Source organism: Prevotella sp. LMAG:51 (assembly GCF_008680225.1).
Lineage (GTDB): Bacteria > Bacteroidota > Bacteroidia > Bacteroidales > Bacteroidaceae > Prevotella > Prevotella pectinovora.
Genome location: NZ_NALQ01000028.1, coordinates 29,792 through 45,576, shown reverse-complemented (window position 1 = coordinate 45,576; position 15,785 = coordinate 29,792). Strand labels below are relative to the sequence as shown.

General features: G+C 50.2%; 13 protein-coding genes. 3 read left to right on the top strand and 10 right to left on the bottom strand.

Features of this window, described 5'->3' with window-relative positions; translation table 11 throughout:
- Positions 1-97 precede the first annotated feature (97 nt).
- Positions 98-1,528, bottom strand: coding sequence for a sodium:solute symporter (locus tag CCC32_RS11350; protein ID WP_022316158.1), 1,431 nt, complete (start codon positions 1,526-1,528; stop codon positions 98-100).
- A gap of 5 nt (positions 1,529-1,533) precedes the next feature.
- Positions 1,534-4,977 (bottom strand): transcription-repair coupling factor, encoded by a 3,444-nt coding sequence (gene mfd, locus CCC32_RS11345; protein ID WP_044073371.1) that lies wholly within the window; start codon positions 4,975-4,977, stop codon positions 1,534-1,536.
- 271 nt (positions 4,978-5,248) lie between these two features.
- On the opposite strand from mfd, the gene CCC32_RS11340 reads away from it, so the two are divergent.
- Positions 5,249-5,998 carry a polyprenol monophosphomannose synthase gene (locus CCC32_RS11340; RefSeq protein ID WP_287074607.1) on the top strand — a complete coding sequence of 250 codons (750 nt, stop codon included), beginning with the start codon at positions 5,249-5,251 and terminating at the stop codon, positions 5,996-5,998.
- 18 nt (positions 5,999-6,016) lie between these two features.
- Positions 6,017-6,775, top strand: a complete 759-nt coding sequence (locus CCC32_RS11335; RefSeq protein WP_287074606.1) for a lysophospholipid acyltransferase family protein — start codon at positions 6,017-6,019, stop codon at positions 6,773-6,775.
- 250 nt (positions 6,776-7,025) lie between these two features.
- On the opposite strand, the gene CCC32_RS11330 is transcribed toward CCC32_RS11335, so the two are convergent.
- Positions 7,026-8,498, bottom strand: coding sequence for a DUF1846 domain-containing protein (locus CCC32_RS11330; RefSeq protein ID WP_022316154.1), 1,473 nt, complete (start codon positions 8,496-8,498; stop codon positions 7,026-7,028).
- Between the two features lie 168 nt (positions 8,499-8,666).
- On the opposite strand from CCC32_RS11330, the gene CCC32_RS11325 reads away from it, so the two are divergent.
- A complete protein-coding gene (locus tag CCC32_RS11325) occupies positions 8,667-8,819 on the top strand; it encodes a hypothetical protein (RefSeq protein WP_022316153.1) in 153 nt (50 codons plus the stop codon).
- 51 nt (positions 8,820-8,870) lie between these two features.
- Here the strand turns inward: CCC32_RS11325 and queF are convergent, their stop codons facing one another.
- The 7 genes from queF to gcvH all read right to left on the bottom strand — a co-directional run bounded on the left by queF (position 8,871) and on the right by gcvH (position 15,758).
- The gene (gene queF / locus CCC32_RS11320) at positions 8,871-9,341 is read right to left on the bottom strand and encodes a preQ(1) synthase (RefSeq protein ID WP_022316152.1); all 471 of its coding nucleotides are present in this window, start codon (positions 9,339-9,341) and stop codon (positions 8,871-8,873) included.
- Between the two features lie 10 nt (positions 9,342-9,351).
- A complete protein-coding gene (locus CCC32_RS11315) occupies positions 9,352-10,041 on the bottom strand; it encodes a queuosine precursor transporter (protein ID WP_287074603.1) in 690 nt (229 codons plus the stop codon).
- A 200-nt stretch (positions 10,042-10,241) separates the two neighbouring features.
- On the bottom strand, positions 10,242-11,117 hold the full coding sequence (locus CCC32_RS11310) for a tetratricopeptide repeat protein (protein WP_042520045.1): 876 nt from the start codon (positions 11,115-11,117) through the stop codon (positions 10,242-10,244).
- Positions 11,118-11,253: 136 nt separating this feature from the next.
- Positions 11,254-12,573 (bottom strand): dihydrolipoyl dehydrogenase, encoded by a 1,320-nt coding sequence (lpdA, locus tag CCC32_RS11305; RefSeq protein ID WP_287074600.1) that lies wholly within the window; start codon positions 12,571-12,573, stop codon positions 11,254-11,256.
- A gap of 6 nt (positions 12,574-12,579) precedes the next feature.
- A complete protein-coding gene (gene gcvPB / locus CCC32_RS11300) occupies positions 12,580-13,998 on the bottom strand; it encodes an aminomethyl-transferring glycine dehydrogenase subunit GcvPB (RefSeq protein WP_044064704.1) in 1,419 nt (472 codons plus the stop codon).
- A gap of 16 nt (positions 13,999-14,014) precedes the next feature.
- Entirely contained in the window at positions 14,015-15,328 is a 1,314-nt protein-coding gene (gene gcvPA / locus CCC32_RS11295) for an aminomethyl-transferring glycine dehydrogenase subunit GcvPA (protein ID WP_044075385.1), read from the bottom strand.
- Between the two features lie 40 nt (positions 15,329-15,368).
- Positions 15,369-15,758 (bottom strand): glycine cleavage system protein GcvH, encoded by a 390-nt coding sequence (gene gcvH, locus CCC32_RS11290; protein WP_022316147.1) that lies wholly within the window; start codon positions 15,756-15,758, stop codon positions 15,369-15,371.
- Positions 15,759-15,785: the final 27 nt, after the last annotated feature.

Genomic DNA, 15,785 nt, shown 5'->3' with positions numbered 1-15,785 from the left:
CTATCCTGATATAGATGAAATCTATATTCTTAAAGAAAACGGTGTATGTGCCGAAGAATAATGACAAAAAAATGCAGATGAAGACCTATTCTGACTGTCAGGCAGCCTTAGCTGCTCTATGCGACGTGAGATACATACCGAGAAACACGAGCATGCCGTTGAGCATCAGCAGTTCATAACCGAACTTATATCCAGTGAGCGAAACCGTAATCTGGTTTATGGCAAAGCATATCACTGGTGCCGCCACGCAGATGTATGGCACAAGACGGTCGTTTACTCCACGCTTGGTCAGTATGCCATAGGCAAAGAGACCAAGGAGCGGGCCTGAGGTGTATGACAACACGATATATATAGCGTCTATCACACTGGTGGAATTTATCACTCTGAAGGCCAATATGAATACGGCGAATAACACACAAACTCCGAAATGTGCACGGCGACGCAATGTCTCATCATCGGGACGCTCCTTGATGTCAACACAATAGCTTGTGGTGACGGCGGTCAGAGCAGAGTCGGTACCACTGAACGACGCTGCCACGATGCCGATGGAGAAGAGCACGAGCACAAGTGACCCCATCCATCCCGATGCGGCGAACATCGGCAGCAGCTCATCGCTGTCGGCTGGAACTGCAAGCCCTTCTTTGCCAGCCAGAAGCAGGAGCAACACACCGAGACTGAGGAAGAGCAGATTGACAGGCACAAAGAAAAAGCCTCCCACACACATATCCTTCTGTGCGTCACGCAGCGTCTTGCAGGTGAGATTCTTCTGCATCATGTGCTGGTCGAGACCTGTCATTACCACAACGATGAACACTCCGCTAAGAAACTGCTTGAAGAAATTCTGAGTAGACACCCAGTCGTCGAACACGAATATGCGGCTGTGGCTGTCTGCCACCACTGCCCACACGGCATCACCCACCGACATATCGAGTTTTCCTATAACCTCCACAATTATTATCAGCAATGCCGCCATCATACAGAAGGTCTGGAAGGTATCGGTCCAGACGAGGGTCTTTATTCCTCCGCGCCTTGTATATAGCCATATCAGCATTACGAGCGCCACTACGGTGACAACGAACGGCACCCCTACAGGTCCGAATACAAATCGCTGCAGGATGCTGCACACCACATAGAAGCGAAGTGCCGTACCCGTCATTTCGGAAAGCAGGAAGAACAGGGCTCCCGTTTTATACGATCTGTTGCCGAGCCGTTTCTGCAGAAAGGAATAGATAGTGGTGAGATTGAGTTTGTAGTACACTGGGAGCAGGACGAAAGCTACGACAAAATAGCCAAGGATGAATCCAAGACACGTCTGCAGATATGTCATGTCTTGCTTTATCACCATTCCAGGCACCGACACGAAAGTGATACCTGATATAGACGCTCCCACGAGTCCGAAAGCGAGAACATACCACGGCGACTTGCGCTCACCGCGATAGAACGTCTCGTTGTTGGATTTCTTACTCGTCAGTCTGCCCATAAGCATGAGCACACAGAAATAAATCAGTATTGTTGTAAGTATAAGCATAATCGTTATCCATTAATTTTTTTCAATATCTCCACCGCCTTTTCCACGGTGTCAATGCCCGACACCACCATATAGCGTTTGCCACGGCTCTCCTTGAGATTGCATTGGCGGGGGTTGCTGCCGATATACTGGAGCACACGGTCGAAGACGTCGCTCTTGTAATAGGCACTCATGGGATTTGTCACGAACTGCATCTGCATCACGCCGCCCTTGAGTATTATCTTTTCGCATCCGAGAGACTTGCCCAGACGCCGTAGCGGCACTACATGCAGCAGCTCTTCGCCCTCACGGGGTATAGCTCCGAAGCGGTCGATAAGGTTTGCCTTATACCTATCGAGGTCACTGTCGTTGGTTATGCTGTCGAGCTCGCGATACAACAGCATTCTCTCACTGCTGCTCGGCACATACTGGTCTGGGAAGAACATCTCAAGGTCGCTCTCCACGGCGCAGTCGTCAACGAACTCGTCGCCTTTGAGTTGTCTGCCCTCTTTCATCTCCTCCTGATACATCTCAGCAAACTCATCGTTCTTAAGCTCCGTCACGGCCTGCGACAGAATCTTCTGGTATGTCTCAAAACCGAGATCTTCCATAAATCCGCTCTGTTCCGCACCGAGAAGGTTGCCGGCGCCACGCATGTCGAGGTCTTGCATCGAGAGGTTGAAGCCGCTGCCAAGGTCTGAGAATGTCTCAAGTGCCTCCAACCGGCGGCGCGCATCCTGAGAGAGATTCGACAGCGGAGGAGCAAGGAGATAGCAGAACGCCTTCTTGTTGCTTCTTCCCACGCGTCCACGCATCTGATGCAGGTCGGAAAGTCCGAAACGGTGTGCATCGTTCACGATGATGGTATTGGCATTGCTGATGTCGATGCCGTTCTCCACGATGGTTGTGGAGAGGAGCACATCATAATCGTAGTTCATGAACCCCATCACCACCTTCTCCAGTTCTTCCGGTTTCATCTGTCCGTGACCTATAGCTATTCGCGCATCCGGAACGTTTCGGCGTATCACATTGGCAATCTCCGGCAGGTTGCTGATGCGGTCGTTCACGAAGAATACCTGTCCGTTGCGGCTCATCTCGAAGTTTATTGCATCCTTTATGATATCTGAATCGAAGGTATGCACCTCGGTGCACACGGGATAGCGGTTTGGCGGCGGCGTCTGTATGATGCTCATGTCTCTTGCTCCCATGAGAGAGAACTGCAGCGTGCGCGGTATTGGCGTCGCCGACATGGTCAGCGTGTCCACATTGGTTTTCATCTTGCGCAGTTTTTCCTTGGTAGACACCCCGAACTTCTGTTCCTCGTCGATGATGAGAAGTCCGAGGTCTTTGAATTTCACGCTCTTGCCGATGAGCTTGTGTGTGCCAATTATGATGTCTATCTTGCCAGCCTCCAGGTCGGCAAGTACCTCACGTGTCTTCTTCGCACTGCGGGCACGCGACAGATAGTCAACCCTGACAGGCAGATCCTTAAGTCTGCCACAGAAAGTCTGGTAATGCTGGTATGCAAGCACTGTGGTAGGCACCATCACGGCAACCTGTTTGGAATCGCATGCAGCCTTGAAAGCAGCACGTATAGCCACCTCGGTCTTGCCGAAACCCACATCGCCACACACAAGACGGTCCATCGGACGCTGGCTCTCCATATCAGCCTTCACGTCGTTGGTGGCTTTCAATTGGTCGGGGGTGTCTTCATAGAGGAAGCTCGCCTCCAACTCATGCTGCATGAAAGAATCGGCACTGAACTGATAGCCTTTCTCATGGCGGCGTGTGGCATAGAGCTTGATCAGGTCGCGGGCTATGTCCTTTATCTTCTTCTTTGTTTTCTCTTTCAGTCGCTCCCACGCTCCAGAACCGAGTGCACTGAGACGTGGCGGTTTCTCGCTGTCGCGGCGCTTGTATTTGGATATTTTGTAGAGGCCGTGGATGCTCACATCCACCTTGTCGTTGTTCTGATACACGATGCGTATCATCTCCTGATAGCTGTCGCCAACGGGAACACGCACGAGACCGGCAAACTTTCCGATGCCGTAATCCACATGTACGATGAAGTCGCCAGGCTCCATCTCCTGCAGTTCTTTCATGGTGAGCGCCATCTTTCCGCTGCGTGCGGCATCCGAACGGAGACTGTATTTATGGAAGCGGTCGAATATCTGATGGTCGGTGAAGACGCACACCTTCATGTCATTGTCGGCAAAGCCGCAATGCAGGGTTTTCTCCACCGGCTGGAAATCTATCGGCGTGACGCTTATCACAGTGCCGTCAGCCAGTTTCTTGTTCTGCGCCATCTCGTCGAAGATGTCGCGAAGGCGCTGGTTCTGCTTCTGGCTGTCAGCAAGGATATATAGTTTGTAACCTTTCAGCATATAGTCTTCGAGCGCAGTGGTGAGCAGTTCAAAGTTCTTATGGAACAAAGGTTGCTGTGTGGTGCTGAAGGTGATGGTGGCCTGCGGCAGTCCCGTTGGACTGTTACCGAATTCCACTCTCTTGAACTTTGCTATGTCTTCGGTGAATGCCGTTGCCGGCAGCAACGAATATTCCGACCTCATCTCCTGCATTATCTTCTTCTGTTCCATCTCCGTGGCCCCCTCGAGTTTCTCGGTGAGAGCCTGATGGGAGAAACCTTCACGGTAGATATTCTCTATCACGTCGTGGGCGAATGTAACGTCTTTTATCACCACCAACGAGTCGGCAGGCAGGAATTTGAGAAAAGAAATCTTGTCTGCCACGATCTCCGACAATTCCGGTACGATAGAGATGCAGTCCACCTTACCTCTCGACAACTGCGACTGCACCTCGAAGGTGCGTATTGAGTCAACCTCGTCGCCAAAGAAGTCCACACGATACGGATACTCATTGCTGAACGAATATACATCGAGAATGCTACCGCGCACGGCAAACTGTCCCGGTTCGTAAACATAGTCCACCTCCTTGAAACCGAATGAGCGCATCGTCTTCTCTATCTCCACCACGTCTCTCTCCTCGCCAACGCGCAGCATGAGGGTGCGGTCGTCCAGATGCTTGTTGGTGACCACCAGTTCTGCCATCGCCTCAGGGCAAGTCACGACGTAGAGCGTTGAATTCGAGTCGTCATGTGACGCCTCCTGTTCCTTCACCCGGCTCAACACCTCAGTGCGCAATATCTCGTTGGCAGCATCTTTCTGACAGTACTTCACCTGTCTGCGATAAGCCGACGGAAAGAAGAGCACATGCGAATTGCCCAGCAACTGGGTGAGGTCGTGATAGAAATACCCTGCCTCGTCAGCGTCATTAAGCACAAAAAGACAGGTGCGCGGCAGCCTGCCGTTGGCAGAAGCAAACACCATGGGCACTGACGAGCCATTGAGTCCGCGCAGCGATATCGTGCGCACTTCTGAATCGCCAATCGCTTTCAGCATCGATTCTATATGAGGTGACGAACTATACAAGTCCAAGAGTTTCTGAATTTCCATCTTCTTTTCTAAAACATATAATAGCCCTAACGAGATACGCTACAGGCTCATCCCGCTATGGCAAAAACGGAAAAGATCTCAAATGCCGTATAAAGGATTACACGGGCCTTTTACTCCAGCATCAAGAGTCTTTTACCACAAAAACGCTGCGAAGTTACTGAAAAAAAATCATATTATATCTTATGGGATATCAAAAAGTAATGGCGAAAGCATACAACTTAGTTTTTTATTGCTACCTTTGCACAACATAATATTAATATTCTCACACATTATGAACACAAGTGACAGTATCGTCATCATCCCGACATACAACGAGATAGAGAACATTGAGAAGATTATCCGAGCAGTGTTCGGACTGGAAAAGAAATTCGACATACTCATCATCGACGACGGCTCGCCCGACGGAACGGCAGCGAAGGTGAAGAAACTGATGAGCCAGGAGTTCAACGGCAGACTTCATCTGCTCGAGCGCAGCGGAAAGCTGGGTTTGGGAACGGCATACATCAAAGGATTCAAATGGGCGCTCGAGCGCGACTACGAATACATTTTCGAGATGGACGCCGACTTCAGCCATGACCCGAAAGACTTGCCGCGACTCTATGCCGCATGCCACGACGAAGGATACGATGTGGCTATCGGTTCACGGTATGTCAGCGGAGTGAACGTGGTGAACTGGCCTATCGGCAGAGTATTGATGAGCTATTTCGCATCCAAATACGTGCGCTTCATAACGGGGTTCAAAGTGAACGACACCACTGCCGGATTCAAATGCTACAAACGCCGTGTGCTCGAAACCATAGAACTCGACAAAATCAGATTCAAGGGATATGCCTTCCAGATAGAGATGAAATACACGGCATACAAGATTGGCTTCAAGATAAAGGAAGTGCCGGTGATATTCGTAAACAGAAGAGAAGGCGTGTCGAAAATGAGCGGCGGCATCTTCGGAGAGGCATTCTTCGGCGTAATGAGACTGCGCTGGGACGGATGGACAAGGAAATACCCGAAAATAAAAGAATAACGAAGACACACTGCTATCATGAAATATCTGTATAGAGCCTACCAGCTATGCATCGCATTGCCAATATTGCTCCTATGGACAATAATGATATCTCTCGCCACAGCCATTGGATGTTCGCTGGGCGGAGGACATTTCTGGGGATATTACCCTGGCAAATCATGGGGATGGGCCATCATCCGTCTGCTACTGCTGCCGGTAAAGGTAGAGGGGCGTGAGAACATGAAGGAAAACGAGTCGTATGTCATCGCCGCCAACCACCAAGGGGCGTTCGACATATTCCTTATTTTCGGTTTCCTCGGACGTCAGTTCAAGTGGATGATGAAACACCAGTTGAGAAAAGTGCCATTCGTGGGCTACGCCTGTGAGAAGTCGCATCAGATTTTCGTAGACAAGCGCGGACCGCGAAAAGTGAAGGAGACCTACGACAAGGCTCGCGCCACGCTGAAAGGCGGTATGAGCCTTGTGGTGTTCCCGGAGGGTGCGAGGAGTTTCACCGGTCACATGGGAGTGTTCAAGCGAGGAGCCTTCATGCTTGCTGACGAACTGCAACTGCCTATCCTGCCGCTGACCATAAACGGTTCTTTCGACATCATGCCGAGAATGAGAGACTGCAAATGGGTAACCAGGCATCCGCTTAAGCTCACCATCCACAAACCCATCTATCCTGAAGGACAGGGACCGGAGGACATCAACCGCCGCATGGACGAATGCTACAAAGCCATCATGTCGGGACTGGAAGAGAAATACCAAGGTTTTGTGGAGAACCCTGACCAATAACAACTTTCTGTATCTACGACAAAAGGCAATAATTGGCAATATAAATACCATATATACTTGTATCCGGAAAGATACAGTTGTCTAAACATCGTTTGGTAAATATAAGCAAACCGACAACCGGGTCTTGATGCGAAAGGCATATAGTCCTTTCAATCAAGACCCGGTTGTCGTTTTTTTTCTTTCAACCCAAATCAATCATTAGGGCTTGCTTGGCGTTTATCCCTATCGGCTATATGCCGTTTGGCGTTTATTATCTCTTCACCGTCTTCATCACGGGTTCACAGGTAAGCTGCACACCGAGCTTCTTGAATATGCGCTGGTCTACATCGCTCAGCATCACCGTGGAATGAACCTGACAGTCGCGCAGTTTAGGCAACTGCTCCAAGGCGCGACGGCAGTTCTCGTCCTGCTCAGAGAGTACAGACAAGGCGACAATCACTTCATCTGTGTGCAAACGAGGGTTGTGGCCACCCAAGTAACTGATTTTGGTGTGCTGGATAGGCTCTATCATAGACTCCGGGATGAGCTTCAGGTCGTGGTCTATGCCAGCAAGATGTTTGGTGACATTAAGAATGAGAGCGGCACTGCAACCAAGCAGCGGACTGGAATTGGCGGATATTATCGTGCCGTCTTGCAGTTCTATAGCTGCCGACGTATGTCCCGTTTCATTGAGACGTCCCTTTGCCGCTGTGGTGACTCGACGGAAGTCGGTAGAAATCTTTGCCTGCTGCATGAGGAGCTGTATCTTCTTTATCTCCGCATCATTACATGCTCCGAGCGCAAGTTTATTCGTGGCTGCGTAATAGCGGCGGATAATCTCGTTCTTCGATGCCTCCACACACACATCGTCATCACTGATGCAGAACCCCACCATGTTGACGCCCATGTCCGTTGGCGACTTGTATGGATTGGTGCCATAGATACCCTCGAAGAGAGCGTTGAGCACAGGGAAGATTTCTATGTCGCGGTTGTAGTTGATGGCAATCTTATTGTACGCTTCAAGGTGGAACGGGTCTATCATGTTAACGTCATTGAGGTCGGCCGTAGCTGCCTCATAGGCAATGTTGACAGGATGCTTGAGCGGAAGGTTCCACACCGGGAAGGTCTCAAACTTGGCATATCCTGCCCTGACGCCACGCTTGTTCTCATTATAGAGCTGACTCAGACACACTGCCATCTTGCCGCTGCCCGGACCGGGAGCGGTGACGATGACGAGCGGACGCTCGGTCTCCACATAGTCGTTCTTGCCGAATCCTTCGTCAGAAGCTATCAGTTCCACGTTGTGAGGATAGCCCTCAATGAGATAGTGGCAATAGGTCCTGATGCCAAGACGTTCCAGACGCTGCTTGAAAGCCACGGCTGCCGGCTGTCCGCCCCAGTGGGTGATGACCACAGAACCTACCATGAAGCCACGGCCCTGGAATTCGCCTCTGAGCCGGAGCACATCCTCGTCGTAGGTGATACCGAGGTCGGCCCGTTTCTTGTTCTTCTCAATGTCTGTAGCACTGATTACTATGACAATCTCTATGCTGTCGTTGATTTTCTGGAACATACGCAGCTTGCTGTCTGGCAAAAAACCAGGCAGCACACGACTGGCATGATGGTCATCGAAGAGCTTTCCTCCAAGCTCCAGATACAACTTTCCATCAAACTGGGATATTCTCTCCTTTATGTGTTCAGACTGTATAGACTGATACTTATCATTGTCAAACCCTATCTTCATCGTTGATTTCTTAACTTAATTGCAGTGCAAAGTTAGCTATTTATGTCCATCCGAAGAAATATTTGCGTAACTTTGCAGAAATAATATTCGTGAACCATTCCGATAATCACCCCCGCTCTCAGTTGGCGATTGCCGGAAAAGGCTTTATATAACACAACAATAACGATAATGGTAACATTCACAGACCGTCTTTCGGACGACAACGACTACAAGCGCGAGGAACTGATAAAAAAAATTGAACATGCCTTAGGACAGATGACTCTCAAGGAACTTGAGGCCCTGTCGTATGACATGTTCACGAAAGGATATCTTGAAGATTAACCCCACACGGAATGCTGCTGCATCCGCGCTTGGGACAAGCTACGGAATCTGCTACAGGGCATGCTGCATGAAGCGCTGCTCTGCCAGCTTTTCGTATTTAGTCCCCGGTCTGCCATAGTTGGCAAATGGGAATATGCTTATTCCTCCACGGGGCTTGAATATTCCCGTCACTTCGATGTAACGTGGATCCATGAGCTTCACGAGGTCTTTCATTATGATATTGACACAATCCTCATGAAAGTCGCCATGGTTGCGGAAGCTGAAGAGATACAGCTTCAGGCTCTTGCTTTCCACCATACGCACGTCGGGAATGTATTTTATGATTATCTCTCCGAAGTCAGGCTGTCCCGTGATAGGACACAGCGTAGTGAACTCAGGACAGTTGAACTGCACCCAATAGTCATTCGTCTGATGCTTGTTCTCGAAGGTCTCAAGCACCTCAGGCGCATAGTCCTGCCTATACTCCGTCTTCTTGCCGAGGGCATGCAATCCCTCGTCCTGTCTGTTTTCGCTATTTGTCATACGAACATTTTTAGATATTACCAATTTTGAACACACCGTAGTTTATGTCACGGTCGTAGGTGTCAACACCCTCTATCTGCTTCGTTTTCCCTACCACCCTCATCGTTATCGGCAGCACCACAATCTCATAGACCGTCTTCAGCACAATCTGTGAGATAATGAGTTTGGGCAATTCCGCAAGTGGCACCACCCCACCAAGGGCAAGCGGGAAAAAGATTATTGAATCGGCGGTCTCGCCATACACAGTGCTCATCACGGCACGCAGGGCGAAATGCTTCCCGCCTGACGACACCTTCATGCGGCTCATCACATAGGCGTTGATGAACGAGCCTACGAGAAACGCGAGGAAGGAAGCCAAGGCTATACGTGGCGCCAGTCCGAACACGGCATGGAATCCGGCTTCATTATCCCAATATGGTGCTCCTGGTATGGCATCAGCCAAAGCACCGAAGGAAACGAAGATGAAGTTCATCAGAAAACCGAGCCAGATGAGCAGTCGGGATTTCTTATAGCCCCACACCTCACACACGCAATCGTTGATGATATACGACACGGGAAACACCAGCAGTCCGCCGGTGATATTGACCCATCCTATTGAAATCTGCTTTGTTTCGAGCACGTTTGCCGTAATGAGGCAGACGCAGAAGAGCACGCTGAAAAGCATAAACAGCACACTCACACTATTGTTGCTTACTTTCATGATTCTTGTTTTGTTTAGTCCGGCGGCTCTGTTTCCAGTGCAAACACGGACATGGAGGTTTGTCAAGCACTCGCTAAGTCCCAAACTGTCAAATCAAGACAAGGTCTGACAGACGATTTGGGATGAACTGTTATTATGCCATCCATCATCTTTTGATGAAAGCGGCTGCAAAGGTAATGATTTTTCTTGAAATAATAAGCTTATATTCCCAAAGGATTGATATTGTTGTAGCTTTCCTTCACCTTTGACTCTATTCCCTGCTGGTCCCCCTCTTCCTGCTCACGAGACAATATCTCGTTGAGACGTTCCTCATCGCTCTTGGCGCCCTCGGCATCGCCGGCCTGCTTGCGCAACAAGGCACGGTTCTCCAGCGCTTCTTTTGAGAATGGATTCACGTCGATTACCTTTCCGTAGTATTCCATCGCCTGTTCTGCATTTCCACGTTTGTTCTCGATGTTCGCCTTCAGCATCAGCGCCTCTTCGTTGTCAGGATAATTGTTCAGGAGATAAGCCGCATCGTTGTCGGCATCATCAAGATTGCCGTCAGACAGATACACCTCTCCACGCAGCAGGTAAGCCTCAGCATACTCCTCATTAAGCGCTATAGCCTTGGTAAGCATTGCCACGGCATTTGTGATGTCGTCGGTGCCGATGCAAGCTTTTGCATAGAGGAAGAGGGCCTCAACAGACTTGGAATCTACGAGCAGCGCCTTCTCACAAGAGGCAGACATGAGCACATAGTTTTCCATCACGTAGGCAATGCCTGCCATACGCAGGAATATTCCGATATTGTCGGGCTGTGCCTGCGCCAGCTTTTCCAGTTGCTGATACGCATTGTTGTAGTCTCCCACTCCCACGTAAGCTTGAGAGAGATAGTCTCTCACTTCAAGGTCTTCCTTGATGTTGAGGGCATGGGTAAAACATTCTATTGCATACCCTACACTGTTTATCTTGAGTGCCTTCACGCCGTCAAACTTCAGTATGTCGAAGTTCTTCTCGTCAGCACGCTGCAGTTCCTCCACTGTAGGAGTCTTTTCTTCTTTGGCAACGCCAAACAGTTTTTTAAAGAAATTCATTTTATAGAATCGTTGCTTTAGGGTTCCACTCGTTGTGTTTTCCCCCTTGAATTATGAAATGAAGAAGCTACCGTCTCTCATGTCGCATGGCACACGATAGAGGCGGTAACTTCAGAAAGATATTGTCAAGCAGGCATTATCCCACTATAATCTCGCTCAGAGTAGGATGTATATGAGTGATGTCATCAAGCTTTTCCACCGTGATGTTCTGACACATCAGTGCACTGACCTCCTGAACCAGGTCGGCGGCATGTGCTCCATATACATGGCAGCCCACCACCTTGCCTCCGGCATCGGTGAGAAGCTTCAGCATACCCTCCGTCTCGTTCATCGCCACGGCCTTGCCGTTGGCACGATAGTAATGCTTTATGCTGCGATAATCAGCACCTTCAGCCTTGAGGGCATCCTCCGTCTTGCCCACGCTGGCAGCCTCAGGCAATGTGAATACCGCTGCCGGCATCACATCGAAGCGGATATCGTCGCCACAGCCTACGATAGCGTTCACGGCCCTCTTGCCCTGCATCTCTGCTGCATGGGCAAGCATCTGTCTGCCGTTAACGTCGCCAATGGCATACACGTTCTCTACAGAGGTGAGCATATTGTCGTCAACGGCAATTCCCTTGGCATCGTATTTTATTCCCACCTCATCAAGACCGAGTCCATCAGTAAGCGGTTTTCTGCCAACGGCAAGCAACACCTTGTCGGCCTCCACCTCTGTCACCTTGCCCTTGCGCTCAAAGGTAACCTTTCCGGAAACCGCTCCCTTGAGGGCAGACTGCATATAGAAGGTAACGCCTCTCTTCTCAAGACATTTGCGCAGGCGTTTGGCGATATCGCTGTCGATTGGCGGCAGACATTCCTTGAGGAATTCCACTACTGTTACCTCACAACCGAAAGAATTGAGTATGCTTGCAAACTCCATTCCTATCACTCCGGCACCAACTATGCAGATGCGCTTCGGCAGCACGTCGGTGTCGAGAAGCCAGTCGGAGTCGCACACCATCTCTTTGTCAAGATCTGGGATAGGCAACGACTTTGACACGGAGCCAGTGGCTATGATGATGTTGTCGGCAGAATAATCCTTACCGTCAACTACCACTGTATGGGCGTCTTTCATCACAGCCATACCTTTGACGAGCGTTATGCCTGAAGCCGACAGTAGTGTGGCGATGCCTCCGCGCAGAGTCTCCACCACCTGCTGCTTGCGGACGAAAGCCTTGGCGAAATCAAAACTGTATGTCACACCGTCGAGCGCATAGCTCCCGGCATCCTTCATCGTCTCTATCACCTCAGCGAGCCGCGCGTAAGTCTTGGTGGGAATACAGCCACGGTTGAGACATGTGCCTCCCAGTTCGTCTTTCTCCACTACCAATACCGTCAGTCCCTTGGATGCGGCATAAGTGGCGGTCTTGTATCCACCAGGACCGCCACCGATGATTATCAAATTGAAATCCATATAGAATCAATCATTTAGCATGCTCTTATATGTCACCACAGGATGCTTTGCTGCCAACACATCGTCCACTCTTCCGATAGGAGTATTGTGTGGCGCTGACTTCAGCAGTTCTGGCTCATTCTTTGCCTCCTCGGCGATTTTCCTCATCACCTCGATGAATCCGTCTATCGTCACCTTGCTCTCGCTTTCTGTAGGCTCTATCATCATTGCCTCGTGGAAGAGCAGCGGGAAGTAGATGGTCGGCGCATGATACCCATAGTCGAGCAAGCGTTTAGCCACATCCATAGTGGTGATGCCTGTAGACTTGTCTGCCAGGCCGTTGAATACGAACTCATGCTTGCAGAGTCCTGCGATAGGCAGTTCATATACATCCTTCAACGACTCCTTGATATAGTTGGCATTGAGTGTGGCAAGCGGTCCTACATATTTGATATACTCCTTGCCGAGAGAAAGTATGTAGGTGTATGCCTTGAGGATAACGCCGAAATTGCCGTGATACGGACTGACGCTGAGTGTCGAGTCATGCTCGTTGTCGGGCAGGAACTGCTCCAGTCCCTTTCTCACTCCCACCGGGCCGCTTCCTGGTCCGCCACCTCCGTGAGGTGTAGAGAATGTCTTGTGCAGGTTGATGTGCATCACGTCGAATCCCATGTCACCAGGACGACAAGCGCCGAGCATCGGATTGAGGTTCGCTCCATCGTAATACATCAGTGCACCACACTCATGAACGAGCTTGGCAATCTCTGGAATGTTTCTCTCGAATAGTCCGAGAGTATTCGGGTTGGTCATCATTACAGCAGCGATAGTGTCGTCGAGGAGTCCTCTCAGGTCGTCAACGTCCACCACTCCATCGGCAGTACTCTTCACCTCCACGATTTCCAGTCCGCAGACCGCGGCAGAAGCCGGGTTGGTACCGTGTGCCGAGTTTGGCACGATCACCTTTGTTCTCTTTTCGTCGCCCCTGCTCTCATGATATCTTCTGATCACCATCAGTCCGGTAAGCTCACCGTGAGCACCGGCAAACGGGTTGAGAGTGAAGTCTGCAAGACCGGCAATCTCAGAGAGAGCTTTTCTCAGTCCGGCACAAACATCGAGACATCCCTTCACCGTGTCAACAGGCTGCAGCGGATGTATATCCCTGAAGTCTGCCATACCTGGAATCTCCTCGTTTATGGCTGGGTTGTATTTCATCGTGCAGCTGCCAAGCGGATAGAATCCGTTGTCCACGCCGAAGTTGTTTCCGCTATGGTTGGTATAGTGTCTCACCACGGTCATCTCGTCACACTCAGGCAACTGTGCGTCGTTCTCCCTGCGCATCTCTGCAGGCACCTCATAATCACCGAATTTGTTGTCAGGAAGAGAGTAACCCTTTCTGCCAGGATGCGACAGTTCGAAAATCAAGTTTCCGTATAATTTGTTATTCATAATCAGACAAACTTTTTCAGATTAACTTAATAAGGTTATCTATCTCTTCCTTGGAGCGCTGCTCCGTCACTGCAAACATGATAGTATGGTCGCCCATCTTCACTCCTCCGAGGAATCCGTTGTCAACGAACTTCTTCTGCAGCACGTCAACGTCTCCGTCGTATTCAACGCAGAATTCATTGAAGAACGGTTTCTGGAACGTTGGTTTGAAATGTCCCGTCTCCACGAGTTTGTCCATCATGTAGTGAGCTCCGGCATACGACAGTTCGCCAGCTTCCTTCACTCCCTTCTTTCCCATCACCGCCATGTATACGGTAACGAAAAGAGCCATGAGGCTCTGGTTGGAGCATATGTTGGATGTAGCCTTCTGCCGGCGGATATGCTGCTCTCTGGCCTGCAATGTGAGCACGAAGGCACGCTGTCCGCGGCTGTCTTCCGTCATTCCTACGATGCGTCCCGGCATCTTGCGGATGAGCTTCTCTGTGCAGCACATATATCCCACGTATGGACCACCGAACATCATCGGCACTCCGAGACTCTGTCCGTCGCCCACTGCGATGTCGGCTCCCCATTCTGCCGGTGTCTTGAGCACGGCATAGTCAGCAGCCACTCCATTCATTATCATCAGCGCCTTGTTGTCGTGGGCAGTGTCGGCATATCCGGCATAGTCTTCCACGATGCCATAACGGTTAGGCTGCTGTACGATTACTCCGGCAACACCCTTCTGCGCTATCTTCTCCTGGAAATCAGCTTTGTCGGTGATGCCATCGTTTTCCTTCACCATCACGATGTTCACGCCGTGGAACTTGGCGTATGTCTTCACCACGGTGAGCACCTTCTTGTCTACGGTTTCAGAAACGAGCACCGTGTCACACTTCTTTCCTGCAGCCACAGCCATCATCATAGCCTCTGCAGTGGCTGTGGAACCGTCATACATAGAAGCGTTAGAAATATCCATGCCTGTCAGTTCAGCCATCATCGACTGATATTCGAAGATGTAGTGGAGCGTGCCCTGTGATATCTCTGCCTGGTATGGAGTATATGATGTGAGGAACTCAGAGCGCTGCACGATACGTCCCACCACGGCTGGCGTGTAATGGTCGTAAACGCCGGCACCGGCAAAGCATACCAGTCTCTTGTTCTCATTGCCCAGAGCTTCGAAGAATCTTCTCACCTCCATCTCGCTCATTGCCTCCGGAAGGTCGTATTCCTTCTTGAAGCGGATCTCCTCCGGCACATCAGAGTAGAGTTCGTCGAGCGAACCTACTCCTACGATGTCGAGCATTTCCTTTATCTCACTTTCCGTGTGAGGAAAATACTTGTATTCCATATTATAGAAAATGAAGAGTCATACAAAACGTGCCGTTCTCTTAGTGAGCTTCCTTCTCGCAGAACTCAGCGTATGCCGCAGCGTCCATAAGGTTGTCGAGCTCTGTCTTGTCAGAGAGCTCCACCTTGATTATCCAGTTGGCGAAAGCATCCTGGTTGATAATCTCCGGTGTGTCCTCAAGAGCCTCGTTCACCTCTACCACTGTTCCACTTACAGGAGAAGTCAGGTCGCTGGCAGCCTTCACGCTCTCAACGGCTCCGAAATCCTCACCTGCCTCTACCTCGTCGTCTGTATCAGGCATGTCTACATATACGATGTTGCCCAATGCGTTCTGTGCATAGTCTGTGATACCGATATAGCCGAACTCACCTTCTACCTTTACATATTCGTGTGACTCTGCATAGTAGAGTCCTTCAATTACTTTTGCCATAGTATTATATTTTATTGGATTATTGTT